This window comes from Oscillospiraceae bacterium, from assembly GCA_025757685.1.
Classification (GTDB): domain Bacteria; phylum Bacillota; class Clostridia; order Oscillospirales; family Acutalibacteraceae; genus CAG-217.
This window is the reverse complement of sequence record CP107220.1, coordinates 1,097,046-1,121,788: the sequence shown is the minus strand read 5'-3', so window position 1 is coordinate 1,121,788 and position 24,743 is coordinate 1,097,046. Positions and strand designations below refer to the sequence as shown.

Sequence of the window (24,743 nt, the reverse complement as noted above, 5' to 3'; positions counted from 1 at the left end):
TATACAAGTGGGGGCACCCACGGTCAAAATCAATATAAGCGGAAAGGCAGGACTTTAGGGTTCTGCTTTTCTGCTTTGCGGCAGCAAAAAAAGACAGCCGGTGCAGAGCACAAGGCTGTCTTCTTGTATGGGCGATTCTGTTTATGCCAGATCTTCGGCAAATGCCACGGCTGTGTCCTCGTCGCATTCCAAATACAGATCGTATTCGGTGTTACCGTCCCGATAGCGTAGGGTGCAGCTGTCGTCCCGGGCCAAAATCAGAATGTCCAGTCCGTTGGCGTGTACCAGCTTACCGCTGTCAATATCGGTCACCCGGTCTTTGCCATCCCAGTCATTGGCGGTGGCGTACCGGGTCACCGTCAGATCGCCGGCGACGCCGTCAGCTTCAAACAGAACCTGGGCGGCGGTCATGACGCTGTCGCTTTGAATGGTGCTCACAGACTGAATATGGCTTTGCGCCAACTGCCGGGGCAGGGTCACCGGGGAGATGCCCAGTTCCGCCAGTTGCTTGGCAACCGGACTTGCCGTCAGTGCATAGCCGGCGGCGCTTGTGTCTGCCTCCGCCAGATTGGGGTCAATCTGCGCACTGCCGTTGATCTTGTGGGCAATCTCGGACGGAATGTTAAAGTTGAACAGATGGGCGGATACGCTCATGGCAGATACGGTGGCGGCGGCAATCAGGGCTGCTACAATCACAGCTTTCAGCCACTTGCGACGGGGCTGTACGGTGATTTTGCCGTCGGCGTGCATTTCCATTAAGTCAAAGCAAGTGTCGATATAATTCATATCGATCTGGCTGCTGTCTTTTTCCAGCTCCCGGTCGATCATCTGCCGCAGCTCCCGATCGCTCAGATTGGGCAGTCCGTTATACAGTGCCCGCTTTACTTGTTTTTGTGTTGCAGTCATCGTGGTTTTCCTCTTTCATTTCGTTCTTTGATTTTATTTCAGCGATCGTATAGATCGCTTGATCTTTTCTTTCAATCGCACATGGCGTTTGCTGACAGCGTTCTCCGTCATGTTCAGTTCGGCTGCCACCTGCCGCAGCGGTTTTCGTCGCACATAATGCTCATAGTAAATACGACGATCTGTGTCGTTTAGTTTGGACAGAACTGTAACGGCACGACGGCGGATCTCCTCATCCGTAGGGTCCGGATCTGTATCCGAAGGGAATGTTTGTTGATAGATCCCGGCCTGCTCCATGGCGATCACTTTGTCGCTGCTGTTTTCAAATTGCATTTCCCGGCGCATTTTTTCCTCCCGGATCATCACCTGACCTTTGAGAATAGCGACTTTAAACAGCCAGGCTTCATAATTGTGAATGCAACGGCCGGCACGCAGCGCTTGCATCAGCTCTATGTATGCCTCTTGTACGCAGTCCTCCGCGTAGTCCGGCCAATCCCGGAAGTACAACCGACATCGCCAATACAATTTGTTTCGATAGCGCTGGCAGTCCTCCACCGTCTTTTGAACGGTGACTTCTGCCGGCGGCGCGTTTGGTGTTTGTTCTATCATAATGCCTCATATGGAAAAAATAAAAAAATCATCTGTATACAAGAGAAATATGCCATAAACAGTTCATTTTGTCAACACTTTGTCGGTAAAGTTTTGCGGTTAATGAACACTTACCCGCTTTAAAAAATTTTTTTGAAAAATTTTTGCTTTTTTTTGGCGTATTTTGGCAAAAAGGCACACTATATAATAGAGGGTCTTTTTTTCCTCGTTCAAAGAAAAGATGGAAGATTGGAATTAGGGTTGATGCCAGCCGCGTGGGGGCGACCCCCACAACACCGTGCCCCGGCGCAAGAATTCTTGTGCCGGGGCATTTCCTTTTGTTCATTCAGTTTTGATATAAAATATCCTGTTCTTGTTGCAGGGGATAGGTTTGCAGCGAGGCGCTGTCCGCTTCTGCTCCGGACAGGCGCACGGCACAGATCCGGTGATTGTCATAGGTGGTGTAGTAATAGGTGCCGGTGTCTGCGCTGCAACAGCTGGTGTATAGGGTGATCTCGTACTTGCCCTCTGCCACCTGACAGCAGCCCCGCTGTTGTTCCACACTGCCCAAAATATGCAGCAGCTGACTGACGGCGGCAGTTTCCGAGCGGGCGGATTTGGCGTTTGCCCGGGTAAACGCCGCTTTCACAAAGCGGGAGGGGGAGGACAGATCGCCGGGCAGCCCGTAGGCACCCATACCGCGGCTGAACAGTGGTAACTCTGCTCCGGGTACGGCGTTGTTTTCCGGCTGGCGGGGCGACAGCCCTTGGTACAGGCTCAGATGGCGCATTTGCTCCGGGAACGGTGGGTTGTTGGTGAGTACGCCGACCGGATTGTCGTACAGGTGCAGTCCGTCAGCCATAGACTCTACGACCACTGCGCCGGTACGATCCGCGATTAGCCAGTGCAGCTGGGCGCGAGGCATTGCGGTGTTAAAGAGCGTATCGGTGAGCTGCAGGTTTTGCAGTTTTTCTTTGGCCTCTGCCAAATTGGCACATTGACCCAGTAGCCAAGGGATAAATTCAAATTGTGCTACATTTTCTTTATCATGACCCGGTGCGGAATACGCAGCGTTGCCGACAAAATTCAGCCCCGCCATGCACAGGCCCTTTTCGTTCATCGCATCATAGTAAAGGGGATAGTCCTCTGCCACCAGCCCCATACCGATGATGGCGTAGTGGTGCGGCTGATCCTCCGTGTGGCGAAAGCGCAGGGCGTAGTTCCTGGGGGTGATCACGATTTGGTTGCCGTAAGAAACTTCATAATCCAGGGTGCGGCCAAAATAAAAACCGGCCGATTGATAGGTTGCTGCTGTGCACATAGGCGTGGCTCCTTTCTTTTTTACCATTATAGCATACCCAGTTTTTCATTGCAATTTTCAAATTGCACGCGGTGGCTTGACGGGATCGGCCATACATTATATAATAAAGGCCGATTTATGGGGAGGGATCTGTATGAAGTTGCGTGTGCCCGCTTTTTATCGGGATTTTGCGTGCATTGCCGGCGCTTGCCCGGACTCTTGCTGCCAAGGCTGGGAGGTGGATGCGGACCCGGCGTCCATGGCGTATTACCACACCCTGCCGGAAAGTGAAATACGCCGGCGTATCTTTTCTGTTTTGGATCAAGATGAGTACGGCAATACTATTTTTCGCCTGTCAGATCAAAAGCGCTGTCCCTTTTTGAACAGCGAGAATCTGTGCGATATGCACATTGCCATCGGCGGGGAGCATACGCCTTTTACCTGCCGTACCTTTCCTCGGTTTATCAATGACTTTGGCGCATTGCGGGAGATGGGACTGTCCTTTAGTTGCCCGGTGGCAGCTGAGATGATGTTTGATCCTAAGTATGATTTCTCTTTTACCGAGGAGATGAACGATCTGCCCCCAACCCTCAATGACATTGACGCCCGGTTATACTTCACTCTGCTGTCGGCACGCAAGACCGCTTATGCCCTGGTGCAGGACAGCACAAAGCCCCTTGCCCGGTGCCTGGCGGAATTACTGGATTTTGCAGAGGAGCTGCAAGGCCAAATCGGTGCGTTGCCCACAGCGACCGAGAAGATGAATTTTCGCTCTGTGTTCCAAAATCCGGAGCTGATCAATCCCCAGTGGCCAGAGAAGGTGGCAGCCGGTGATCTGACTGCCCCGGTGGGAGAGAGCCATTTCGGTCGGCAGATCGCCATGTATTTTCTGTTTCGCTACTTCCTGAATTTGGGACTGGAGGGTGATGTGCTCTCCGCTGCCAAAATGGCGGTGGTGGGCGTGCTGGTGCCCACTTATTTTGGTGCAGACAGCTGGGTGATGCACCTGTGGAGCAAGGAGACCGAGCACAGCGATGTGAATATGGAGCGCTATCGCCGCCTGCTTCGCACCGCCGATTGCTTGTCCGTTCCAGCCCTGAAATCTCGGTTGGATACATAAAAATAAAACAGCAGCGCACCTGTAAGTCATGCAGGTGCGCTGCTATTATTATAGTATGGGTCGTCTGCCCATTTAGCCGGATTTTCTTCAATATACCGGCATTTATTCAAGTAGTCGTCCTCATCGCGAATGATGTGGTCGTAGTAGCCTTTTTGCCACAGGCTGTAGCCCAGTTCCCGGCTGACTTGTCGCTTAAATTGCCCAATGACCGTAGGGGCGGCAATCTGCCGCCCGCCTTGCGTGACAGGGCGGATCTCTAACAAGAAGTGGAGATGATTGGGCATAATGACATAGGAAAGCACGCGGCAGCTGGGATACACTTTTTCGACCTTTTGCAGTGCAATTTGTACAACGGCACCGGCGTGGGTCAAGCGAACTTCCGGCGGGCGGATACTATCCGCCCCTACCAGTGCAGACAGGCAGTTTCGCCTTTCTTTTGTGCATATGGTAATGAAAAAACAGCCTTGCAAATACATCTCGGCGGGCAGTCTGTGCGGCTTCCTTACAGGTAAAGCCATCTTTACAACTGCGCGGCGGCGTAGGCGGCGCCAAGGAGGCCGGCGGTGCTGCCCAGCTTGGTGCGCACAATGTTCACCTTTTTGTAATTCTCCATCATATTTTTGTAGATCTTCCGGTCAATCAACTCAATAATATAGTCCTCGTTGATGACCCCGCCGCCTAAGATCACCAAAGGCGGGTTGAAAATATAAATCAAATTGGTGAGCCCCAGGATCATCTCGTCAATCCATTGGTCCACCACAGCGCGTACAGCCGGGTCCTGCAAATTTTCTTTTTCAAAGATCGTAAAAGCGTCCAGCGGTTTGTTTGTGGCGGTACGCACCTTTTCAATCAGCGCCTTGGTGGAGGCGTATCGCTCATAGCAGCCTTTGCCGCCGCAGGGGCAGTCCAAACCGCCGGCGTGGGTGATCATATGGCCGAACTCCGCAGCGGAGGAGGTGCAGCCTTTATAAAGCTGCCCGTTGAGATACAGCGCACCGCCGATTCCGGTGCCGTACATCAGGCAGAGAAAGTCCTTTTGTCCCTGTCCGGCGCCAAAGTGTGCCTCGCCCAGAGCTGCCGCATTCACATCATTCTCCACATAGGTGGGCAGACCGGTGTCGTTCTCAATGCGCTTTTTGATCATCATACCGGTATAGTAGGGGATATTTCCGGCGGAGTAGACCACAATGCCGTTTTGGCTGTCTACCTGCCCAACGGTGGACACCGCCACCCGGTCAATGTGCTGGTATGTACCGATGATCTCCAGCAGCCGCTCCATAATTTGCTGGCCGCCCTGTTGCGCCCGTGTAGGCACCGTGTGCACATCGCTGAGCCGAAATTGCTCGTCGCACAGTGCATAGCGAATGTTGGTCACGCCAATGTCAAAAGTGAGAATGTTCATAATCGTCCTCCAGTTATAAACGTTGCCTGCCGGTCTTGGTACCAGTGTATGCTCGTCCCGCAAAGGATAGAACAACCCATCGGCAAACAGGTTTCCCCTTGATTGTTATTATATCAGCAAAAAATTCAAATTTCAACACAATATGAATTGAAAAAAAGCCTTGTTTATGGTAATATCAAATCAGAACCACCAAATTGGAGGAATACCCATGAATGAAGAAAAAAAGCGCCCGGAGCAGGAAACAAAAGCACCGGCACAGATCGATATAACCCCCGGGGAGCCGACGACCCCGGCAGCAGAGGAACCGACCATTGCGGAAGAAAGCCCGGCGGCGGAAGCACCGCAGACGGAAAAGGCCGGGCAGACCGCACCGGTGCTGTGCAGCCCGCTGATCGTGCACAAAGAGGGAGACGCCTCTTACCAGCCGGACGCAGTGGAGGACGGAATGACCGCCACCCATACGGAGGACGAGCTGGAGGCACCCACCATTGAGCGTCACCGGTTCCGTAAAAAGAAAAAGAACCACAAGGGCGCCTATGTGCTGATCCTGTTGCTGGTGGCGGCTGTGGCTGTGTGCGCTGCCTTGTACTTTACCGGTACATACGACTTTGGCTTAAAACCTAAGGAGACCACCACCCAGGCGGCAAAGACGGAGGACACCACCCAGGAAACCACCAATTACGACCATGTGATCACCGTAAAGGGAACGTATCTGTTTTACGAGGGCCAGGAGGTGGACGGCGTAGAGGGACTGATCGCGGCGATTAAATATGAGCCGGCAGGCAGCACCTTTACCGTGCAGGATGAGAACGCCAACAGCAACTTCTTAAATAATAATGTGCTGTCTACTCTGTCCTTGTATAAGATGAATTACAAGATTACGCACATTGTGTCCTCCGGTCTGACCTCTAAGAATGAGACCACCCGGCCGCAGACCGCCAAGCCGACCGCTGCGGCAACAAAGAGCAATGATCAATGATTTTTATCTGCGTGCGGCGGATTTGCCGGCGGATACCCGCAGCTTGGTCACCGAATGGATAGAGGCGCACCCGCGGCGGCTGCAATGGGCGGTGCGCCGTACCAGACAGTATTTTGGCTATTTGGATCACTGCAGCGATTTGACCCGCCTGGCGGTGGTGCTGGCTATGCTGCCGGATACCCACGAAAAATACAGGCAACTGGGCATTGAAGATACGGTGTTTGCAGAAACCATGAGCGACATCGGTATTTGGTGCGCCAATTGCGGCGGTGGCGGCCTGCACAATGTGCACTGGATCAAAAATCATTTGGACGCCCGTCTGTTTCGCCTGGGGCGGCTGCAATTCCAGCTGTATCGGCTGCCGCCGGTGGCTGCATATCCCCGTACCGCGCCGCTGACGGTAGGCGCGCCGGTGGTGTATATCCATATTCCCCAGGGCGCGCCCCTGGAGACGGAAGCCTGTCGGTTGTCGATTGCCCGGGCACGGGCGTTTTTTGACCGGGTGTTTCCGGATTATGCCTATACCTGCTTTTTTAGCGAAAGCTGGCTGCTGTTTAGCGGCAACGAGGATTTTATGCGCCCGGGGTGCAATATTTTGCAGTTTGCGGCGCTGTTTCATCCGGTGTGCGACCTGCCTTTCCCGGCGCAGACCATGGAGCGGGTGTTTGGCACCAAGTGTCGCCGCACAGAGGATTACCCGGAGGAGACGGATCTGCAACGGCGGTTGAAAGCCTATTTGCTTGCCGGTGGGCAGCCGGGTATGGGCGTAGGATATATTGAGCGATAACGGCCATGGAGGCAATTATGAAGTATTTTACAAAAGAATGGTACCGTTCTGCGCTGGCTGAGGAACAGCAGCGGGCAGCAGGCGGCAAGTTAAAATTCAATAAAAAGCCGGACAACGCCATGCGGGACTATCAGCGGGCGCTGTCTAAAATTCAAAGCAAGCTGCCGGCGTGCGTGTGCAAGACCTTCCACGGCAGTGTGATCACCGATGTGGCGGCGCGCCATGACCAGGTGGTGCTGTATTTTGACAACAGCGAGAGCTTTTCCGATGTGGAGAAGCTGGTGCTGTACGATGCAGATATTACTTGCAGCGAGGGCGACCCGGTGGGCAAGACCTGGCTTCACGAGGAAGTAAGCTTGGCGGACGGTGCCTTTTGCCTGGCGGCGCTGCTGGGGGACGATCAGGGCGAGCTGTACGAATTTACCGTTCGCTTTACCCATGCGGAGTGCGTGGTCACGGACTATACGGACAGTACCGAGGCCGGTATGGCGGAGACTTTGGAGAGCATTACCGCCCTTTGCGCCGAGGAGGCGGGGCTGGATTATGACGCCCCCACGCCGGAGGCGCTGGGGAAATTCTTGCAGGGTATCGGCGGCTACAAGATCGCTGAGGAGAACCTGTACCGCTTTGAAGCGGGGGTGTTCAACCAGGCTTGCGAGGAGTTCTATGAACTGCTGTTTACCCGCCGGGTGTGTGCTCGCAGCGGCAACTGGGAGCTGACCATTTGCTTCTATTATCCGCCGGAGGCGCAGCTGGAGGAATACTCTGACCTGGTGTGCGCCGATGACCCGGACAGCTTTGTAAAAGAGGTGTTGGCGTCCGAAGCCCTGCAAACCGTGCTGACCCGGTACAAACCCATGCGCGTGCGCGTTCATGCCGAGCAGGTGTAAAAAGTTTACACGATTTATCTTTACAGAACGCGGACTTTCTGTGATAGTAAGCTATAAACTCTGTGCTTGTTTTGCTGATTGCATTTTTATGAACGAACTTCTTGAATCTAAATATCTGCTGCGGGCGGCGGATCAAAGGCGCTACGCCGCCATGTTGAAGCAAGTCGGCGCCTCTATGCGCGCGATACAACGGCTGACCGGCTTGTCCTTGGGCCTTATTGCGCAGTGCAAAAACACGAATAACCAAACGGACGATCCTTTGCCTTTCGGCAGGGGACCGTCCGTTTTTTTGTTGCGTTCTATTCGTCCGTGTCAAAGCCGGCATCCCAAGGCCAGGGGTCTTGGAGCCAGGCGTCGCTGTTGGCACCGTTTAAGGTCAGGGGGCCAAAGCGGGCCTCGTACTCCTTGGCCAGGGTATCGTATTTTTCTTTATAGGCGTTATAGAGCGCCTTGGCGTCCGGGCAGTTGGGGTGGGTATCCAGGAATTCCCGCATCTCCCACATAGCAAACTGCATGGCGGACAGGCGACGCAGCAATTTATCTTTCTTCACTTGGCGCTCCCTCCTAAAAAGACTTTGTTCAAGGCGGGGAACAGCGTGCCGCATTGCAGCGCTTTGTCCTCATCGTAGGTGATCATATCCGTTTGCAGCGGCACATAGGCCATGGTCACGGCAGCGTCCTTTGGCAGCGGGGGTCGATTGTCGCAGGCTTCCTTTGCCGCAGACTCTTTTTTTAAGAAAGAGGGGTTGAAAAGCTCCTCGTATTTCTCCATAATGAACTCTCCTTTCTCACTATTCTATGCCGTTTTTTAGGCGGGTGTGCACAGTTGCGCCCACCGGTGGGTGGCATAGAATGATAGGGGAGTTTTTATTTTCTCTCCCTTTGATTAAATTCTTGCAGATCCGGCTATCCTATGCATGACGGGAGTGCGGCCGCACCCGGGTCTGAATTTGCATACGAGGGTGATCCAAGTGCTTGTAAAGCGCGGAGAAATTTATTACGCGGACTTAAGCCCGGTGGTGGGCTCAGAGCAGGGGGGCGTGCGCCCGGTGCTCATTGTACAAAACGATGTGGGCAACAAATACTCGCCCACGGTGATCGCTGCCGCCATTACCTCCCAGCACGACAAAAGCCGCCTGCCTACCCATATTGAGGTGAACGCCGGCAGCTGCGGGTTGGCACGGGACAGCGTGGTGCTGCTGGAGCAGGTGCGCACCATTGACAAACGCCGCCTAAAGGAGCGTATGGGCGCGCTGGACGGTCAGGATATGGGCAAGGTGGACCACGCCATTTCCGTGTCCTTTGGGTTGTAGCTTTTGCGCATCGGCTCTTCCTTTTTGCCGCTCTTTGTGTTATACTGGGAGCAGAAACGCAAAGGAGAACGGATATGCAAAAGATCGCCAAGTTTGAAAAAGTAAGTTTTGACCGGTTCCAAAAGGACTGGCTAAAAGCGTTCCCGGAGACGGAGGATGTGCAGGCTGTCTATGACAGTATCGTGCTGCCACAGCGCGCCACCGCCGGGTCTGCCGGGTATGATTTTTATGTGCCGGCTGCGGTAATCTTCCCGAAGGACGCCTCTGTGCTGGTGCCCACCGGCATTCGCGCCCGGATGGCGGAGGGCTGGGTGCTGGCGATCTTTCCCCGCTCCGGGCTGGGCTTTAAGCACCGGATCGGGCTGGATAATACCGTTGGTATTATTGACGCCGATTATTACGGCTCCTCCAACGAGGGGCACATTATGATCAAAATGAGCTGCACCGCGCACGATGCGGGTCACAGCGCCACGGTAGCCGCCGGCGACGGCTTTGCCCAGGGTATTTTTCTGCCTTTTGGGATCACCGAGGACGACGCTGCCGACGGGGTGCGGGACGGCGGATTTGGTTCCACCACAAAGAAATAAATCACGCACAAATGGCCGTGTGACCACGCACGCGGCCTGTATTTTGGCAAAAGAAAAGGGCTTGAGATCATCAAATCTCAAGCCCTTTTTGTCTGCTTTCTATTAGCCCTGGTCGATGGGGTTGGCGTTGTCCTTTTTGGACTCGCGGCCGTATTTTTCCTCAAAGCCGGGATTGATGTAGTCCTCCACGATCTTGCCGTCACGGATACGCACCACCCGCTCCGCCTCCATGGCGATCTCATTATCATGGGTGATGACCACCACGGTGCGGCCCTCGTCCTTGAGTCGGTGCAGAATCGCCATAACCTCTTTGGTAGACTTGGTGTCCAGGTTGCCGGTGGGCTCATCGGCCAAAATGACCGGAGGTGCTGCGGCAATGGCGCGAGCCACGGCCACGCGCTGCTGCTGCCCGCCGCTCATTTCCGCCGGCAGATGGTGCATACGCTTATCCAGTCCCACGCGAGCCAGCGCTTTCTCGGCGATCTCTCGCCGCTCCTGGCGACCCATACCTCTGTATACCAGCGGCAGCTCCACATTCTCCACAGCGGTCAGGGAGGAGATCAGGTTGAACCCCTGGAAGATAAAGCCGATCTGCTCATTGCGGATCACGCTCATCTGGTCGTCGGTCAAATCCTCTACCAGGTTGCCGTTGATGTAATATTCCCCGCTGGTGGGTACATCCAACAGACCCAGCATATTCATCAAGGTGGACTTACCGGAGCCGGACTGGCCGATAATGGCTACGAATTCACCCTCGTCAATGGTCAGGCTTACGCCGTCCAGCGCGTTCACCTGGTTCTCGCCGGGGTTGTAGATTTTATAAACATCGCGTACATCAATCAAGTGCATGATGGTACCTTCTTCAATTAAGATTTACAAATAGTATAATGCTATTTTACAAAAGCGAAAGACAAATGTCAAGGGTATAATCGTGAAGTTTCTATGAATAATAGGAATGAGGTGATTTCTTTGGGTATCAGTAAGAGTGATTACAGCAAGATGGCGGACAAGGCCAGCCCCAATTCCCCAAAGCTGTTGAACGCGGTGAAAGCGTTTTTGTTCGGCGGTGGTATTTGTCTGCTGGGGCAGCTGCTGAATACATTGTTTGAGAGCCTGGGATTGGGGGAGCGGCAGGTGCGCCTGGCCACCCCGGCGGTGCTGATCGTTGCAACGGCTGTGCTTACCGGTATCGGTGTGTTTGACAAGATCGCCCGCCAGGCAGGTGCAGGCACGATTGTGCCCATTACCGGTTTTGCCAATGCTGTGGTGTCGCCGGCGCTGGAATTCCAGCACGAGGGCTTTGTACTGGGTACGGCGGCGCAAATGTTCTCCATTGCCGGGCCGGTGCTGGTGTACGGTGTGACTACCTCCGTGCTGTACGGCCTGATCCTCTTTGTTTTTCATTTGTATTAAGGGGGCGGGACGATGATCTATCTCTATGCGTTTTTGATCGGCGGACTGATCTGTATGGCGGGGCAGCTGTTGATGGATCTGACCAAGCTGACACCTGCGCGGATTTTGGTACTGTTTGTGTGTCTGGGAGTGGTGCTGGGCGGTCTGGGTTGGTATCCTAAACTGGTGGAGTTGGCAGGTGCCGGCGCTACGGTGCCGCTGACCGGCTTTGGCAATGCACTGGCTCAAGGGGTCAAGGAAGCGGTGCAAAAGGACGGTCTGCTGGGCGTGTTCACCGGCGGGTTTACCGCCTGCGCCGGTGGGGTGACCGTGGCGGTGCTCAGCGCACTGGTGGTAGCCTGGGTGGCAAGACCTAAGGATAAATAATTTGTCACTGCGAGTTATTACAAGAGAAAAATTGCGAATATTTGTTGAAAGTGCACAATAAATGTTCGGAAACTCCTATTGAATGTGCAAGACTATTGTGCTATAATGATAAAAAACAGATAGGAGGTACATACTAATGGCTGCTATGACATACGAGTCTATTGTTGCGGCTGTGCGCAAAAAGCTCAGCAAGGCAGATGTTTCGTCCATTCCCGGCACTTTGGCATTCCAGGTCGATGTGGAAGGCAAAGCAGAGGGTATCTTTTACATAGAGATCAAGGACGGCCAGCTGCATGTGGAGCCTTATGATTACCATGATCGCAATGCACGGCTGATCATCAACGGCACCAACTTGATGAAGTTGGTGAACGGCAAGCTGGATCCGGTGCTGGCTTTCACCACCGGCAAGCTGAAAGTAGACGGCGACACCAACGCCGCTATGGAGCTGATTCGCTTCTTAAAGTAAGCGGCTTTGACCGTTGTACGGACAAGCGCTGCACCTGTTTTCGTATTAAGCAGGGGCGGCGCTTTTTTCTTTCTTTTTGCGGGGGCAGGAGGTGCGGCAGGTTCTGTGTTTCCGTGATTTTGGTAAAAATCCCATATCTTTTTTTCTTTTTTCACAAAAGGTCTTGGAAACGACCGGCAAATATTGTATAATGTAACAGCGAATTCCATTCGGCATTATGTGAAGGGAGATTTAGAATGAAACACGCTGACATTGTGAACAAGATGAGCCTGGAGCAAAAGGCGGCTTTTGTTTCCGGTTTTGACTACTGGCACCTGGAGGAGGCCCCGGAGCTGGGTCTGCCCAAGATCATGGTAACGGACGGCCCTCACGGCCTGCGTAAGCAGAACCCGAACGGCGACTCCGTGGGTTTGGGTAACTCTTATCCGGCTACCTGCTTCCCTACCGCTGCTACTTCCAGCTGCTCTTGGGACGAGGAGCTGCTGCGCAAAGAGGGCGAGGCACTTGGTGAGGAGTGCTTGCAGGAAGAAGTTTCTGTAATCCTTGGCCCCGGTACCAACATTAAGCGCGCGCCGGTTTGCGGCCGTAACTTTGAGTATTTCTCTGAGGACCCGTACCTGGCCGGTAAGTGCTCTGCCAACATCATCAACGGCGTACAGTCCAAGGGCATCGGTACTTCTTTGAAGCACTTTGCCTGCAACTCGCAGGAGGCATACCGTATGGTCATCAACGAGGTGATCGACGAGCGTGCGATGCGCGAGATCTATCTGACCGCCTTTGAGATCGCCATTAAAGAGGCGCAGCCTTGGACGGTGATGAACTCTTATAACCGTATTAACGGCGTTTATGCTTCTCAAAACGGCTGGCTGCAACAGCAGGTGGCGCGCGGCGAGTGGGGCTTCCAGGGTCTGTTCGTGACCGACTGGGGCTCTTCCGTAGACCGTATTCCCGGCTTGGAGAACGGCACGGATCTGGAAATGCCGTCCTCCGGTGACCTGAACACCCAGCGGATCATTGCCGCTGTCAAAGAGGGTAAGCTGGACGAGAATGTGCTCAACGAGCGGGTAGACAATGTGGTCAACCTGATTCTGAAAGCCAAGAAGACCCTGGATGAGGGCAAAAAGACTTATGATGTGGATGCCCACCACGACCTGGCTTGCCAGGTGGCCGAGGGCTCCATTCAGCTGCTGAAGAACGACGATGGCCTGCTGCCGCTGAAGAAAGGGCAGAAAGTGGCCGTCATCGGCGAGATGGCTAAGGCTCCCCGTTACCAGGGTGCCGGCTCTTCCGTGATCAACCCCACCAAGATGGAAAATGCCTATGACAATCTGGTAGAGCTGGGCGTAGATGTGACTTATGCCCAGGGTTACAAGAAGGGCACCGAGCAGGTGGACGATGCACTGGTGGCCGAGGCTTTGGCTGCTGCTAAGGCAGCAGATGTGGCTGTGGTGTTTGCCGGTTTGACCGAGGAGTTTGAGGGCGAGGGCTATGACCGCGCGAATATTGAAATGCCCGCCAATCATAATCAGCTGATCGAGCAGGTGGCTGCTGCCAATCCCAACACCGTGGTGGTGCTGGCAGGCGGTTCCGTTATTCACATGCCCTGGCTGAACAGCGCAAAGGCGCTGCTGAACAGCGGCCTGTCCGGCCAGGCCGGCGGCAAGGCTGTGGCTCGTATTTTGACCGGCGCCGTATGTCCCAGCGGTAAGACCTCCGAGACGTATCCGCTGTCCTTTGAGGATAATCCCACCTATGGCAACTATCCCGGCCAGCCGGTGGTCAGCGAGCATAAAGAGAGTGTGTACATCGGCTACCGCTACTATGACACCGCAGAGAAAGAAGTGCAGTTCCCGTTCGGTTACGGCCTGTCTTATACCACTTTTGAATACAGCGATCTGGAGCTGTCCTCCTCCAATATTAAGGACACGGACGACCTGACCGTTACCTTTAAGATCAAGAACACCGGCGATGTGGACGGCGCAGAGATCGCAGAGATTTATGTGGCCGATCAGGAGAGCACCATCTTCCGTCCCAAGAAGGAGCTGCGTGCCTTTAAGAAAGTGTTCCTGAAAGCCGGGGAGGAGAAGGAAGTCTCCGTTACCCTGTCCAAGCGCGCCTTCGCATTTTACAATGTGGAGCTGCAGGACTGGCAGGTAGAGACCGGTTTGTTTGATATTATGGTTGGTGCTTCCAGCCGGGATATTCGCCTGACTAAGGCTGTAAATATCATTTCCGACTGCACCGCTGCCGTGCCGGATTACAGAAAGACGGCACCGGCTTACTACACCGCAGACCTGGCGGCAATGGACGATGCCCAGTGGACCGCTGTGTACGGTAAGGAGCTGCCTGCCCGTGAGCGGGACACCACCAAGCCCATTGACCTGTACAACTGCCTGGACGATGCCAGCCACACCAAGTGGGGCGGCAAGATTTGCCGTCTGATCAGCAAGGTGGTGGGCAAGTTCGGCTCTGCGGAGAACGGTGACGGTCAGATGCTGGCAGCTATGGCTACCCAGATCCCGATCCGTAACTTTATCGCCATGTCCATGGGCGTGTTCTCCCCCAAGATGGCTGAGGGCCTGTTGATGATCCTCAACGACGATCGTTCCACCTTCGTTGGCTTTAATAAGATCCTTGGTGGTATTGGCGGTGCTTTGGCGAAGCTGCCCAAGCTGCTCAAGTCCATCTAAATTTCCTTACATAACCGCAGAACCCCGCACCAAACGGTGCGGGGTTCTTTATGTGTTTTTGACGGATCAACGGTCTTCTAACTTGACCGGGTCTAAGAAGAATAGGGAAGTGTATTCGTCATAATCGGATACGATCGCTTTGATCTTTACATTTTTGCCTACATGCAGCCCCTCTCCGGTATATCCCATATCCGTGCGATTTACATTATCGTATTTGAAGTTTGGACCCTTTTGTTGGGACTCATTGTAATTGCCGTATCCAAACATAACATCATATCTGGTTTTATAAATCGTGCCGTCATCCTTATAGTGATTGGAAACAAAAGTGACGCAACCGTTAAACTGGATGGTATCGCCTTTATGTTCCTTTGCAAACGCCTTTACATACTCGTCATCCGGATTTTTCAGCTCTAATAGCTTTTTCAGTTCCGGGCAGTTCTTGACTGTCAGTACGGTTTGCTCCTTTGCTTGCGCGGAATGGGTCGTTGTGGTCGTAGTCGGTTTGGCGGCGGTTGTCTTTTCTGTGGTGCTTTCCGGTTTTTCTGTTGTGGCTTCAACTGTGGTCGTTTCTGTTAAATCACTGAAAGCCTCTGTACTTTCGTCCGTTATATGCACCGCTGAAGCAGTGTTTGTATCTGCACTCGTCGGTTGGTTTCGTTCGGTCGCTATGCCGATCTCAATAATGATAAAAAAGAACAGAAATATGATCACGATACCGACGATCCAGTATTTTTGCTGCTTGCGGTTATGCTTTTGTTCTAATTCTTTTTGTTCTTGTAGTAGCCGGGCTTCTTGCTGTTTGTAAGTATCGCTCTTTTTGATTTTATACCAGTTGTCCTTTCGTAATTTGTTCAGTTCCTCCCGAATTGTTTTCAGTCGTTGGGCTTCTTGTTTGAAGTCGCAGAGGTCGTCTTTCACCTTTTTTACAACTTTTTTCATTTTTCTTCTCCTTAAAATAAAAAAATGCGTACAGCAGAAGCCATACGCACAAAAAACGCATAGCTCAACTGTCGCCAAACATCATTACAACTCACTTAAAAAGCAGTATGCAAATAAGAGCATGCATTTTTATCAAGGATAAAAAGACATACTGCACAAGTGAGTTGTTCAAATGTAATAATGTTTGGCTCTTTCATTATATCATCCTTCTGCCGCCATAACAAGTTGCATTTGTAAAATTAAAAAGAAGAAGTTACAGACAAAGAAAACGCCATCCTGTTTCAAAGAACAGAATGGCGTTAGGTTTAATAGATCTTATTTATACAAGGGACCGTAGGTGGCGCAGGCGCGGTAATCTGCGGACTGGCGGTCTTCTGTGCCAAAGGCAGCCCAGGCGTGGGGGCGGAAGATCTGCGCTTCCGGCACATTGTGCATATTCACGGGGATACGCAGCATGGAGGCCAGGGTGATCAAATCAGCGCCCACATGGCCGTACACGGTAACGCCGTGGTTGGCGCCCCAGTTGGCCATCACACTATACACGTCCTTAAAGGCACCCTCGCCGGTGAGTCGGGGGCAAAACCAGGTGGTGGGCCAGGTGGGATCTGTGCGCTTGTCGATGGTGTTGTGGATCTGATCCGGCAGGTCGGCGGTGTACCCCTCCGCCAGTTGCAAAACCGGTCCGATGCCGTCGATCACATTCACGCGCAGCATGGTTACGGGCATTTCTGCACGGCAGCGGAAGTGGCTGGAGAAGCCGCCACCGCGGAAGTATTCATAGTTCGCTCGGCACCAGTCGGTGGCGTTCAGGCAGGCTTTAATGTCCGCATCCGTCATTTCCCAAAACGGTTTCATGCAAGGCTCGCCCTTGGCATTGCGGCAGGCACCGGTGCCGTCCAGTGCGGTAGCGCCGGAGTTGATCAGGTGGATAAAGCCATCTTTTGCCACGCCGGTGGGCGCCATTCCGGTGACCCGCTGGCAGGCCTCCGGGCTCCAATAGGTGCGCACATCGTGGAAGCAAGGCGCGGTGCCGGAGACCAGGGTGCCCAGCATCATCGCCACGCCGTTCAGAGTATCGTTCTCTGTGGCAAAGGGCGTGGGGGCCTTTTTGCCGTTCCAGTCAAAGCTGGAAGCCATAATGGCCTCGGTGAAGTCCGCATTGGGCAGCCAGTCGGTCCAGTTGCGTTGCCCCTGGAAGCCGCCGGCAATGGCGTTCTTGCCCAGAGCTTCCTCGTGCCAGCCCATTTCGTCCAGCTTGGGATTGCCGTACAAAATATCCCGCATGATCATGGTCATCTTGGTGATGAACGCCCAGTCCTTGTCCGGGTCTACCACCTTGGACTTGCGAATGATCTCCGGCAAGTCCTTACCGGCGTTGCAGTCAAAGCCCTCTTTGCAGTTGGCTTTAACCCAGCTCAGCGCCTTGTCAAACTCGTCATGATCGTAAATGCCCAGGGTGATCCGGCGCACAATCTCGGTCATATCTACCCACTCGGCACGAATGCCAAAGTATTTTTGGAACATTTCTGCGTTGCAGAAGCTGCCGGCAATACCCATGGCAATGCCGCCCAGGTTCACATAGGCCTTGTTCTTCATCCAGCCTACCGCAGCGGCTGCGTGGGCAAAGCGCAAGATCTTCTCTGCCACATCGGCAGGGATCTCTTTATCCGTCATATCCTGCACATCATGGCCGTAAATGGAGAAGGCAGGCAGTCCCTTTTGCGCGTAAGCAGCCATGACGGCGGCCAGGTACACAGCGCCGGGGCGCTCCGTGCCGTTAAAGCCCCAAACCGCCTTAATGGTGTGGGGGTCCATGTCAAAGGTCTCTGATCCGTAGCACCAGCAGGGGGTCACCGTCAGGGTGGCCACCACATTCTCGCCGGCAAAGTATTCGGCGCACTTGGCTGCCTCTGCGCCGCCGCCGATGGTGGTGGGGGAGAGCACGCACTGTACCGGCGTGCCGTCCGGATAGTGCAGATTTTCTTCAATCAGCGCTTTGGCTGCGGTGGCCATGCCCATGGTCTGCGCCTCCAGGCTCTCCCGCACGCCGCCCCAGCGGCCGTCAATGGTGGGGCGAATACCGATTTTTGGATAAGTCATCGTCATTACCTCCGTTTGCGCTTAGCGCAATATGTTTTGAAAGTCACGGTACGCCCGGTCTCGGGCTGCCGTGGGCTTAGGTTCATAGGTTTTTAAGGTCTCGGTTTTGCGGATCAGCTCCCGACCGGCTGCCACATCCGGTAGCTGGTCTAGTGCGATCAGTTGCAGCAGCATATTGCCCAGAGCCGTGGCCTCCGTAGGTCCGGCAATCACCGGGAAAGCCAGGCTGTCTGCCGTCATTTGACAAAGGAAGCCGTCTTTGGTACCACCGCCCAGCAGGTGCAGCACATTGAATTGCCGCCCGGTGCGGGCGCTGATCTGATCCAAAGCAAAGCGGTACTTCATGGCCAGACTCTCGTAAATGCAGCGTACCACGGCGCCTACGCTTTCCGGTACCGGCTGTCCGGTCTCCCGGCAAAAGTCACGGATCCGTTCCGGCAGATCGCCGGGGGTGGAAAAGCGAGGGTCGTCCGGGTCGATAAAGCAGGTGAACGGCTCCGCCGCCCGCGCCAGCTGCTCTAAGTCGTTGTAGCTGTATTCTGCGCCTGCACGGCGATAGGCTCGCCGGGTCTCCTGGATCAGCCACAGACCGCTGATGTTCTTTAAGTAATTGGTCTTTCCGTTGGCACCCTGTTCGTTGGACAAATCGTCCGCCTGGCTCTCCGGCGTTAGGATGGGTTCGTCCAGCTCGCAGCCGATCAGTGACCAGGTGCCGCAGGACAGGAATGCCGGCTGCTCACCGGCAGCGGCAGGCATGGCCGCTACGGCGCACTGGGTGTCGTGCCCGGCGCTGGCGATCACCTGTATGCCGCCGCCTGTTTTACCCAGAACGGTAGCCGACGGGCCTACGGCGGGCAGCAGCTGCGGGTCAATGCCGCAGGCCTTGGCAATATCTGTCCGCCAGGTTTGGTTGACCGGATCCAGCATCTGAGAGGTGGAAGCAATGGTGGGTTCCGTTTGCATACTGCCGCACAGATGGTGGGCAAATAAGTCCGGCATAAACAGCAGCTTCTCTGCACCGGCAGTGTCTTCCGTGGTCAACTGGAACAGGGTGTTGATCTCCATAATCTGATTGCCGGTGGCTCGGTACAGATTGTCTGCCGGTATTTTTTTCAGCACTTTCTCTACCGTTCCGGCGGTGCGGGTGTCTCTGTAATGGCAGGGCAGGCGCAGCAGGTTGCCGCTTTTGTTCAGCAAGCCGTAGTCCACACCCCAAGTGTCAAAGCTCAGGCCGTCGGCGCTGTTCATTTTAGAGAGCGCCGCGTCTACTTCCTTACAAATGGCAGGGAAGTTGTGGCACATACGGCCGTCGTCATCTACCGGGATATTGTCAAATCGGTGGACTTCCTTATATTCCAGTCTGCCGTCTTGATAAGTACCGGCAATAGCACGCCCGCTGGACGCGCCGAAGTCAAAGGCAACTACGGTCTTTTTCATGCCTGCACCACGCCTTTTTGCAGCAGAATGTTGGCATAAATGGCGGTCTCGCCGGTGGCGATAATCAAGTAAGCATCCTTTGCTTTTTCATAGAATGCAAAGCGCTCCACCATTTGAATACCGCTGTGTTCCGGCTCGTGCCGGTGAAGAATGTCCTTGTATTTGTCCCAAATCTTGGGTGTGCCGCAGGTGTCGCCGGGCACCACTTCCATCAGGGATACGGGGGCGTCCACATAGGCATCCAGAGGCAACAGCGCCAGTACCGCATCCAGCAGCTCCGGCACGCCGTGACCGTCTGCACGGATCACCTTGGCGTTTTTGCCGACACTCTCTGCCGGGAAGTTGCCGTCAGCGATTACCAGAGTGTCGCCGTGGCCCATTTCGTCCAGGGCCTTTAGCAGTTCCGGGGACAGTAGGGGAGAAATTCCTTTTAACATAGCCTACTCCTTAGTCTTTCTTGTGCAGCAGTTCGTCATCCGGGTTAAATTGTTTGTAGCCCGGGTGACGGCCGGTGACTCTGTAATAGCCCCGCAGATCAATGAGCTTTTGAATATTGTCTCGGCTGATGTCATGGCTGCCGCCCAGGATCACAGCGTTAATGGTGATCTTGGCCCAAAGTTCCAGGCTTTCCATACGATAAAAGGCAGTGATGACATCGCTGCCAACGGCCAGTGCACCGTGGTTCTCCAGCAGCATCACATCGTGCGCCTCCAGGTACGGCTCAATCGCGTTGGGCACTTCCACGGTAGAAGGGGTACCGTAAGGTGTCAGCGGTACGGCACCGATGACGGCCACATCTTCGATCATATTGTACATATCCATGGCCTTGTGTGCCACGGCAAAGCCGGTTGCTCCCGGCGGATGGGCATGGATCACGCTCATCACATCGTCCCGCTTGTCGTAGCAGCGTAGGTGCATTTTGATTTCGCTGGAGGGGCGCAGGCCGTCCGCGGCTTCCAACACATTGCCCTCCGGATCCAGCAGCACCAGCTTTTCCGGGGTAATAAAGGATTTGCTCATACCGGTGGGGGTGGCAAGAATTCGACCGTCCTCCAGCCGCACACTCACATTGCCGTCATTGGCGGCCACCCAGCCCAGCCGCCACATTTTGTGGCAAACATCGCAAATCTGGTCCTTGATCTCGTTGATATTTTGCATAGATAAACCTCCTTGCCCATGGTTGACAATCCAAGCCCGCCATGGTATGCTAATTGTATTATATTAGATATAAATATTCTTTGCACGCAGGATATGCACTTGCGAGTAGCACAATATTCACTTTTTGAGGGTCTATGAATTACAGCGAATTGCATGAGGACAAAAAGCGGGGCACTTTTGATTTTCCCATAGAGCTTTATTATGTGGAGCCGGGCGCGCCCCGGTACCAAATGCCCCTGCACTGGCACCTGGAATATGAGCTCATCTTGGTGTTGCAAGGCAGCTTTACCCTAAGCTTGGACGGCCGCCAGATGGAGTTGCAAGCCGGGGACAGCGCCTGGATCGCCGACGGGGTGATCCATGGAGGTGCGCCCCACGACTGTATTTACGAGTGTGTGGTATTTGACTTGGGTACCTTGCTCCAGGATACCCCGGTGTGCACCAAGTCGGCGGCAGCATTCCTGGCCAGCGAGAATGGCTTTTCCGGCCGCTTAGCCAAGGGCAGCACGGAGGCGGCGCTGGCGGATCGCATTTTTGATGCTATGGAGCGGGAGCAGCTGGGCTATGAGTGGACCACCGTGGGGCTGCTGTGGCAATTGCTGGGCTGCCTTTTGGGTATGCACAGCGACATCAAACCGCCACAAAGCCGCCAGCAGATCACCCGGATGAAAAATGTGCTCACCTATATCCGCAATAACTACGGCGAGCCCATTACTTTGGATGAATTGGCAGCTGTGGCGGGCATGTCGCCCCGGTATTTTTGTCGTGCTTTTGCAGCGCTCACCGGCAGGACTCCCATTGCGTACCTGAACTATTACCGCATTGAATGTGCCTGCGAGCGGTTGACCTTAACAGATAAAAGCGTGACGGAGATCGCCTTTGTCTGCGGGTTTAACGATATGAGTTATTTTTCTCGGGTGTTCAAGCAGCTAAAGGGAACCACGCCTACCGCTTACAGAAACTAAATAAAAAGCCTGTTGTCCACAGCAGACAACAGGCTTTTTTTGTTTGTCTTTACTTTCCGCCCTTTTGCAGCAGGTCTTGGATCACGTCGGCAATATAGGCTCCGGCTTCTACCGGTGCCATACCGTAGCGGCTGATGTTGGACACCACGGTGTAGTCGCTCTCGCTCATATCCGGTCGGGCGTTGTACCGGCCTTTTCCAGCTCCAGGTGGATGATGGTCTGCACCCGGGGCAGGTCAATTTGACCGTCTGCCAGCGGGGTAAAGTAAATGGGACTTTGGTATAGAATTGTTTTTTCTTTGATCTCGGCCTTGGGCACCGTGCCCCAGCCACGCTCCACGGCGATGCCGATGCGGCTGATGACCAGGTGCGTGGTTGTGGTGCCAATATCAATCCCGGCAGAAAGTAAATATTCCATAAAATACGCAAAAGGGACAGTTGCACACAGGTGTGCAGCTGTCCCGCTCCTTTACAGGTTACTGTTATTTTAGCACAAGGGGCGTCGGATGTAAAGGCTTAGCCCGCCGGGTGCTGTTTTTTCTTTTTTCGGTTGATCTCTGTGATGACGATCAGTGCGGCAAAGGCTGCCACGCCTGCGGCGCTCAGACAGGCGCCGGTGCGCAGGTAGGGGGTGTGGTAGTGCAGCTCCACCGTGTGCTTACCGGGTTCCAGCGCCAGGGCGCTGAATGCGGTGTTCGCTTGCAGCAGCTCTGCTTTTTTGCCGTCTATCGTGGCGGTCCAGCCGCTGCTGTATGGGATGGATAGGCACAGTATTTTTGCCTCTTTCAGATCCACTGTGCCGGTAATGGCGTTGGCGCGCATCTGCACATTTTGCATGGTGTCTGCGCTCAGGGCAGCGATCTGCGTCTTGGCATTATCTACCGGCTGCTCCAGCACTTCAATGTCTGCCAGGTCGTAAATGCCCCGCTCATCAAAGGTGATGGTGATGCTCTTTTTGGCGCTGTCCGTATAACCCAGCCCCACCAGGTAAGTCTTAGCACCGGTGTAGCGCACATAGGCGTCTGAGTAGCAGGTGAGGGTGTTGGTCTTGTAGGTCTTGCCGCTCTCCGTTTGGGCAGAGAAACGCAGGTTCAGCGAACTGGGCAGGCGGAACTTGCGGGCGCTGATCTTAACAAGATTTTGGTCGATCTCGTCCTTTTTGTTCCACTTCTCTGTGGAATAGCGGTGCAGTGGGTCGTTCTCCTGGGTCTTGTAGTAGGTGTACGCCGGGTAATCGGTGTAGTCTTTCAGCGTAAAGCGCAGGTAGGTTTCCTGTGCGGCGCTGCCGGTGAACTGAATGGTCACGCTGCCTTTTTTCTTGTAAATGTGCAGCTTTTGACCCTCCACGGCGGCGTCGTCATTGCCTACGATGGTGTAGGGCAGGCTCTTGTCTGTAAAGGTGGGCGTGGTGGCGGTCATACCGGTGGGTACGCTGTCCAGCACCACCCCTTGCAGCAGGGTCTGCTGCTTCTCCAGAGAGGACAGCTTTTCGTACTCCGCCCGGGTGATCACATGGGCGGTGGTGTAGCCCAAAGGCAGGGCGTTCTCGTTTTGATACACCTTGCCGCTGATCTTGGTAAAACCGTAGGGTAGGGCGGTCTTGCTCTGCTTGGCGTAGTATTTTACGCTGTTTACCGCGTTCAAGGCGGCAGAGCTGTTAAAGCTGCGGATCATATAGGCGGCGTTGGCCGGTTGCTCTGTCTCCGTAATAAACCGGGTCAGGTGCTTGTTTTGCAAGCTCCAGTAGAAAGAGGTGCCGTTCATACCGGCGGTGAGCGCCTCGTTGTAATTGACCTTGTCTCCGCTGTAACGATAAAAGCTGTCGTCGTTCTTGGTGGCTTTCTTCACCTTGCGAGCGGCAGTGGATTTTAGCTTTTTGTTCACATCGCTGTAGCTCACATAGCGGGCAATGTGGTTTTGGCCGTGGTGGCTGTAAAAGTAGGCGGCGTTACCTGCAAAGGAGGTAAACACCAGTACCAGCGCCAGCACCGGGGCCATATATTTCTTAGGCATTTTGGGGCCGAACATACACACGATCACCAGCAGAAATGCCAGCAGAACGGAAACGCCCACATTGCGGGTGTCTGTATTCATAAGGGGAATGGCAACTAAGGAGTACATCGCCAGGGCGGCAATAACCGCCACGCCCTTACCAATGCTGATTTGGCGCAGGTGCTGCCAGGTGGTTGCCACAATGTATGCCACGATCATACCGTAGGCCCACACCCAGCGATTGGCTACATAAGAAAAGCCATTCATACCCCAGCCGAATACCGGGATCAGCAGCAGCGCAGTGGCGATTAGGAACACCACCCGCAGCGGGCGGTATTGCTTGTTCTTGATAAAGAACAGCAGGCAGATAGCCGGGAACGCCACCGCGTTGTAGCCAAGGAAGGTCAGGTAGCCCAGCTTGGTCTCTGCGGTGAACAGGGCGGACAAGAAGTTGCGGTAGTAATCCGCACTGTAGACCCAGGTGCGCACATAGCTCTCGGCAGAGCGGCTGTCACCCATAAAGGCCAGCACCACCGGCAGCAGTACCACGGCACTGAGCACTACGCCCAGCAAGGCACAGCCGGTGATTTGAAAGAACTTGCCCACCGCAGCTTTGCCCCGGTGCCGGAAACGGCAAATCAGCTGATACAGCGTGTACAACGCCGTGATGATGGCCAGCATATAGAAAAAGTAAAAATTGCTGACGGCGGCCAAAAAAACAATGAAGATAAACAGATACGGCCGCTTGCCTGCCAAGATCTGCTCCACACCCAGCAGCAACAGGGGCAGAAACACCATGGGCAAGGCAAAGAACGGATGGTGAGAGACGATGAACAGGCTGTACAGGGTGAACACATACACCAGCGCACCGACGGTGACGCCGCCTACCCGGCGCTGCTTTTTCACAAAGCAGAAAGCACCGAAGGCCAGGCCGGACAGATACAGTCGCAGCAAGGATAAAAAGCTGTAAAGATACGCTGCATAGCGGGTGGGGCACACCACGCTGAGCAGATCCAGCGGATCGCCGATGGCGTAAAAGTGCAGGGTGGTGAGCACATCGCTGCCCAGCCCGATGGAAAAGTCCCATTGGGGCAGTACCAGCTTGTGGGTGGCCAGAAGGGTGCGGGCCACCTCACGACCGTATTGGCCCAGATACACAAAGGCGGCAAAGTGCTGGCGCCAGCCGTCGCTGTCTACGATCAGGGTCTTGCCCTTGATCAGAAACCAACAGTAGCACCCGGCAGCGCAAAGCAAAAAGCCCAGGGTATAGCACCAAAAGAACTGGGTGCGCGGGCTGCGCTTTTTCATTTTTTCCAGTGGATTGCTTTTCATTACTCTTTGCCTCTTGC

27 protein-coding genes are annotated in these 24,743 nt (G+C 54.3%); 11 read left to right on the top strand and 16 right to left on the bottom strand.

What is annotated here, in order from left to right; genetic code table 11:
- Positions 1-141: 141 nt before the first annotated feature.
- The 3 genes from OGM59_05175 to bsh form a co-directional block, all read right to left on the bottom strand.
- The gene (locus tag OGM59_05175) at positions 142-906 is read right to left on the bottom strand and encodes a hypothetical protein (GenBank protein UYI90102.1); all 765 of its coding nucleotides are present in this window, start codon (positions 904-906) and stop codon (positions 142-144) included.
- Positions 907-939: 33 nt separating this feature from the next.
- The gene (locus OGM59_05170; protein UYI90101.1) at positions 940-1,512 is read right to left on the bottom strand and encodes a sigma-70 family RNA polymerase sigma factor; all 573 of its coding nucleotides are present in this window, start codon (positions 1,510-1,512) and stop codon (positions 940-942) included.
- Between the two features lie 325 nt (positions 1,513-1,837).
- Positions 1,838-2,812 (bottom strand): choloylglycine hydrolase, encoded by a 975-nt coding sequence (bsh, locus tag OGM59_05165; protein UYI90100.1) that lies wholly within the window; start codon positions 2,810-2,812, stop codon positions 1,838-1,840.
- Positions 2,813-2,945: 133 nt separating this feature from the next.
- Here bsh and fliB point away from each other — a divergent pair, with 133 nt between their 5' ends.
- Positions 2,946-3,911 carry a flagellin lysine-N-methylase gene (fliB, locus tag OGM59_05160; GenBank protein UYI90099.1) on the top strand — a complete coding sequence of 322 codons (966 nt, stop codon included), beginning with the start codon at positions 2,946-2,948 and terminating at the stop codon, positions 3,909-3,911.
- Between the two features lie 26 nt (positions 3,912-3,937).
- Here the strand turns inward: fliB and OGM59_05155 are convergent, their stop codons facing one another.
- Both OGM59_05155 and OGM59_05150 read right to left on the bottom strand, forming a co-directional pair.
- The gene (locus OGM59_05155) at positions 3,938-4,282 is read right to left on the bottom strand and encodes a transposase (GenBank protein ID UYI90098.1); all 345 of its coding nucleotides are present in this window, start codon (positions 4,280-4,282) and stop codon (positions 3,938-3,940) included.
- A 149-nt stretch (positions 4,283-4,431) separates the two neighbouring features.
- On the bottom strand, positions 4,432-5,313 hold the full coding sequence (locus tag OGM59_05150) for an ROK family protein (protein ID UYI90097.1): 882 nt from the start codon (positions 5,311-5,313) through the stop codon (positions 4,432-4,434).
- A gap of 208 nt (positions 5,314-5,521) precedes the next feature.
- Here OGM59_05150 and OGM59_05145 point away from each other — a divergent pair, with 208 nt between their 5' ends.
- From OGM59_05145 to OGM59_05135, 3 genes are read left to right on the top strand one after another with little or no spacing between them, the layout of a single operon-like run.
- Positions 5,522-6,292, top strand: a complete 771-nt coding sequence (locus tag OGM59_05145; protein ID UYI90096.1) for a hypothetical protein — start codon at positions 5,522-5,524, stop codon at positions 6,290-6,292.
- Positions 6,282-7,079 (top strand): acyltransferase domain-containing protein, encoded by a 798-nt coding sequence (locus OGM59_05140; protein UYI90095.1) that lies wholly within the window; start codon positions 6,282-6,284, stop codon positions 7,077-7,079. The genes OGM59_05145 and OGM59_05140 overlap by 11 nt, the downstream gene beginning before the upstream one ends.
- Before the next feature lie 17 nt (positions 7,080-7,096).
- On the top strand, positions 7,097-7,969 hold the full coding sequence (locus OGM59_05135) for a DUF4085 domain-containing protein (GenBank protein UYI90094.1): 873 nt from the start codon (positions 7,097-7,099) through the stop codon (positions 7,967-7,969).
- A 299-nt stretch (positions 7,970-8,268) separates the two neighbouring features.
- Here OGM59_05135 and OGM59_05130 read toward each other — a convergent pair whose 3' ends face one another.
- Both OGM59_05130 and OGM59_05125 read right to left on the bottom strand, forming a co-directional pair.
- Positions 8,269-8,520 (bottom strand): spore coat protein CotJB, encoded by a 252-nt coding sequence (locus tag OGM59_05130; GenBank protein ID UYI90093.1) that lies wholly within the window; start codon positions 8,518-8,520, stop codon positions 8,269-8,271.
- Positions 8,517-8,741, bottom strand: a complete 225-nt coding sequence (locus OGM59_05125) for a spore coat associated protein CotJA (protein ID UYI90092.1) — start codon at positions 8,739-8,741, stop codon at positions 8,517-8,519. Before OGM59_05125 ends, OGM59_05130 begins: the two co-directional genes overlap by 4 nt.
- Positions 8,742-8,940: 199 nt before the next feature.
- Between OGM59_05125 and OGM59_05120 the strand changes: the two genes are divergently transcribed.
- Together OGM59_05120 and OGM59_05115 are read left to right on the top strand one after the other, a co-directional pair.
- Positions 8,941-9,282 (top strand): type II toxin-antitoxin system PemK/MazF family toxin, encoded by a 342-nt coding sequence (locus OGM59_05120; GenBank protein ID UYI90091.1) that lies wholly within the window; start codon positions 8,941-8,943, stop codon positions 9,280-9,282.
- Positions 9,283-9,356: 74 nt separating this feature from the next.
- Entirely contained in the window at positions 9,357-9,869 is a 513-nt protein-coding gene (locus OGM59_05115; GenBank protein ID UYI90090.1) for a deoxyuridine 5'-triphosphate nucleotidohydrolase, read from the top strand.
- A 102-nt stretch (positions 9,870-9,971) separates the two neighbouring features.
- Here OGM59_05115 and OGM59_05110 read toward each other — a convergent pair whose 3' ends face one another.
- Positions 9,972-10,718: an ABC transporter ATP-binding protein gene (locus OGM59_05110; GenBank protein UYI90089.1), complete on the bottom strand. Its 747-nt coding sequence runs from the start codon at positions 10,716-10,718 to the stop codon at positions 9,972-9,974.
- 120 nt (positions 10,719-10,838) lie between these two features.
- Here OGM59_05110 and spoVAC point away from each other — a divergent pair, with 120 nt between their 5' ends.
- The 4 genes from spoVAC (at position 10,839) to OGM59_05090 (ending at position 14,804) form a co-directional block, all read left to right on the top strand.
- Positions 10,839-11,282 carry a stage V sporulation protein AC gene (gene spoVAC / locus OGM59_05105; protein UYI90088.1) on the top strand — a complete coding sequence of 148 codons (444 nt, stop codon included), beginning with the start codon at positions 10,839-10,841 and terminating at the stop codon, positions 11,280-11,282.
- Between the two features lie 12 nt (positions 11,283-11,294).
- Positions 11,295-11,648 carry a stage V sporulation protein AE gene (gene spoVAE / locus OGM59_05100; GenBank protein ID UYI90087.1) on the top strand — a complete coding sequence of 118 codons (354 nt, stop codon included), beginning with the start codon at positions 11,295-11,297 and terminating at the stop codon, positions 11,646-11,648.
- Positions 11,649-11,793: 145 nt separating this feature from the next.
- On the top strand, positions 11,794-12,114 hold the full coding sequence (locus tag OGM59_05095) for an SCP2 sterol-binding domain-containing protein (GenBank protein UYI91759.1): 321 nt from the start codon (positions 11,794-11,796) through the stop codon (positions 12,112-12,114).
- A 236-nt stretch (positions 12,115-12,350) separates the two neighbouring features.
- A complete protein-coding gene (locus OGM59_05090; GenBank protein UYI90086.1) occupies positions 12,351-14,804 on the top strand; it encodes a glycoside hydrolase family 3 C-terminal domain-containing protein in 2,454 nt (817 codons plus the stop codon).
- A 66-nt stretch (positions 14,805-14,870) separates the two neighbouring features.
- Here OGM59_05090 and OGM59_05085 read toward each other — a convergent pair whose 3' ends face one another.
- From OGM59_05085 to OGM59_05065, 5 genes are all read right to left on the bottom strand, one after another.
- The gene (locus tag OGM59_05085) at positions 14,871-15,743 is read right to left on the bottom strand and encodes a DUF4839 domain-containing protein (GenBank protein ID UYI90085.1); all 873 of its coding nucleotides are present in this window, start codon (positions 15,741-15,743) and stop codon (positions 14,871-14,873) included.
- A 315-nt stretch (positions 15,744-16,058) separates the two neighbouring features.
- Complete coding sequence (locus tag OGM59_05080; protein UYI90084.1) at positions 16,059-17,843, bottom strand: L-fucose isomerase; 1,785 nt, start codon at positions 17,841-17,843, stop codon at positions 16,059-16,061.
- Between the two features lie 21 nt (positions 17,844-17,864).
- Positions 17,865-19,280, bottom strand: a complete 1,416-nt coding sequence (locus OGM59_05075; GenBank protein ID UYI90083.1) for a rhamnulokinase — start codon at positions 19,278-19,280, stop codon at positions 17,865-17,867.
- Positions 19,277-19,717, bottom strand: coding sequence for an L-fucose mutarotase (gene fucU / locus OGM59_05070; protein UYI90082.1), 441 nt, complete (start codon positions 19,715-19,717; stop codon positions 19,277-19,279). Before fucU ends, OGM59_05075 begins: the two co-directional genes overlap by 4 nt.
- 10 nt (positions 19,718-19,727) lie before the next feature.
- Positions 19,728-20,438: a class II aldolase/adducin family protein gene (locus OGM59_05065; GenBank protein UYI90081.1), complete on the bottom strand. Its 711-nt coding sequence runs from the start codon at positions 20,436-20,438 to the stop codon at positions 19,728-19,730.
- A gap of 134 nt (positions 20,439-20,572) precedes the next feature.
- On the opposite strand from OGM59_05065, the gene OGM59_05060 reads away from it, so the two are divergent.
- Positions 20,573-21,403: an AraC family transcriptional regulator gene (locus OGM59_05060; GenBank protein UYI90080.1), complete on the top strand. Its 831-nt coding sequence runs from the start codon at positions 20,573-20,575 to the stop codon at positions 21,401-21,403.
- A gap of 49 nt (positions 21,404-21,452) precedes the next feature.
- Here the strand turns inward: OGM59_05060 and OGM59_05055 are convergent, their stop codons facing one another.
- From OGM59_05055 to OGM59_05045, 3 genes are all read right to left on the bottom strand, one after another.
- The gene (locus OGM59_05055) at positions 21,453-21,572 is read right to left on the bottom strand and encodes a hypothetical protein (protein ID UYI90079.1); all 120 of its coding nucleotides are present in this window, start codon (positions 21,570-21,572) and stop codon (positions 21,453-21,455) included.
- The gene (locus tag OGM59_05050) at positions 21,569-21,820 is read right to left on the bottom strand and encodes an ethanolamine ammonia-lyase reactivating factor EutA (protein UYI90078.1); all 252 of its coding nucleotides are present in this window, start codon (positions 21,818-21,820) and stop codon (positions 21,569-21,571) included. The genes OGM59_05055 and OGM59_05050 overlap by 4 nt, the downstream gene beginning before the upstream one ends.
- Before the next feature lie 98 nt (positions 21,821-21,918).
- Positions 21,919-24,726 (bottom strand): YfhO family protein, encoded by a 2,808-nt coding sequence (locus tag OGM59_05045; protein UYI90077.1) that lies wholly within the window; start codon positions 24,724-24,726, stop codon positions 21,919-21,921.
- Between the last annotated feature and the right edge of the window lie 17 nt (positions 24,727-24,743).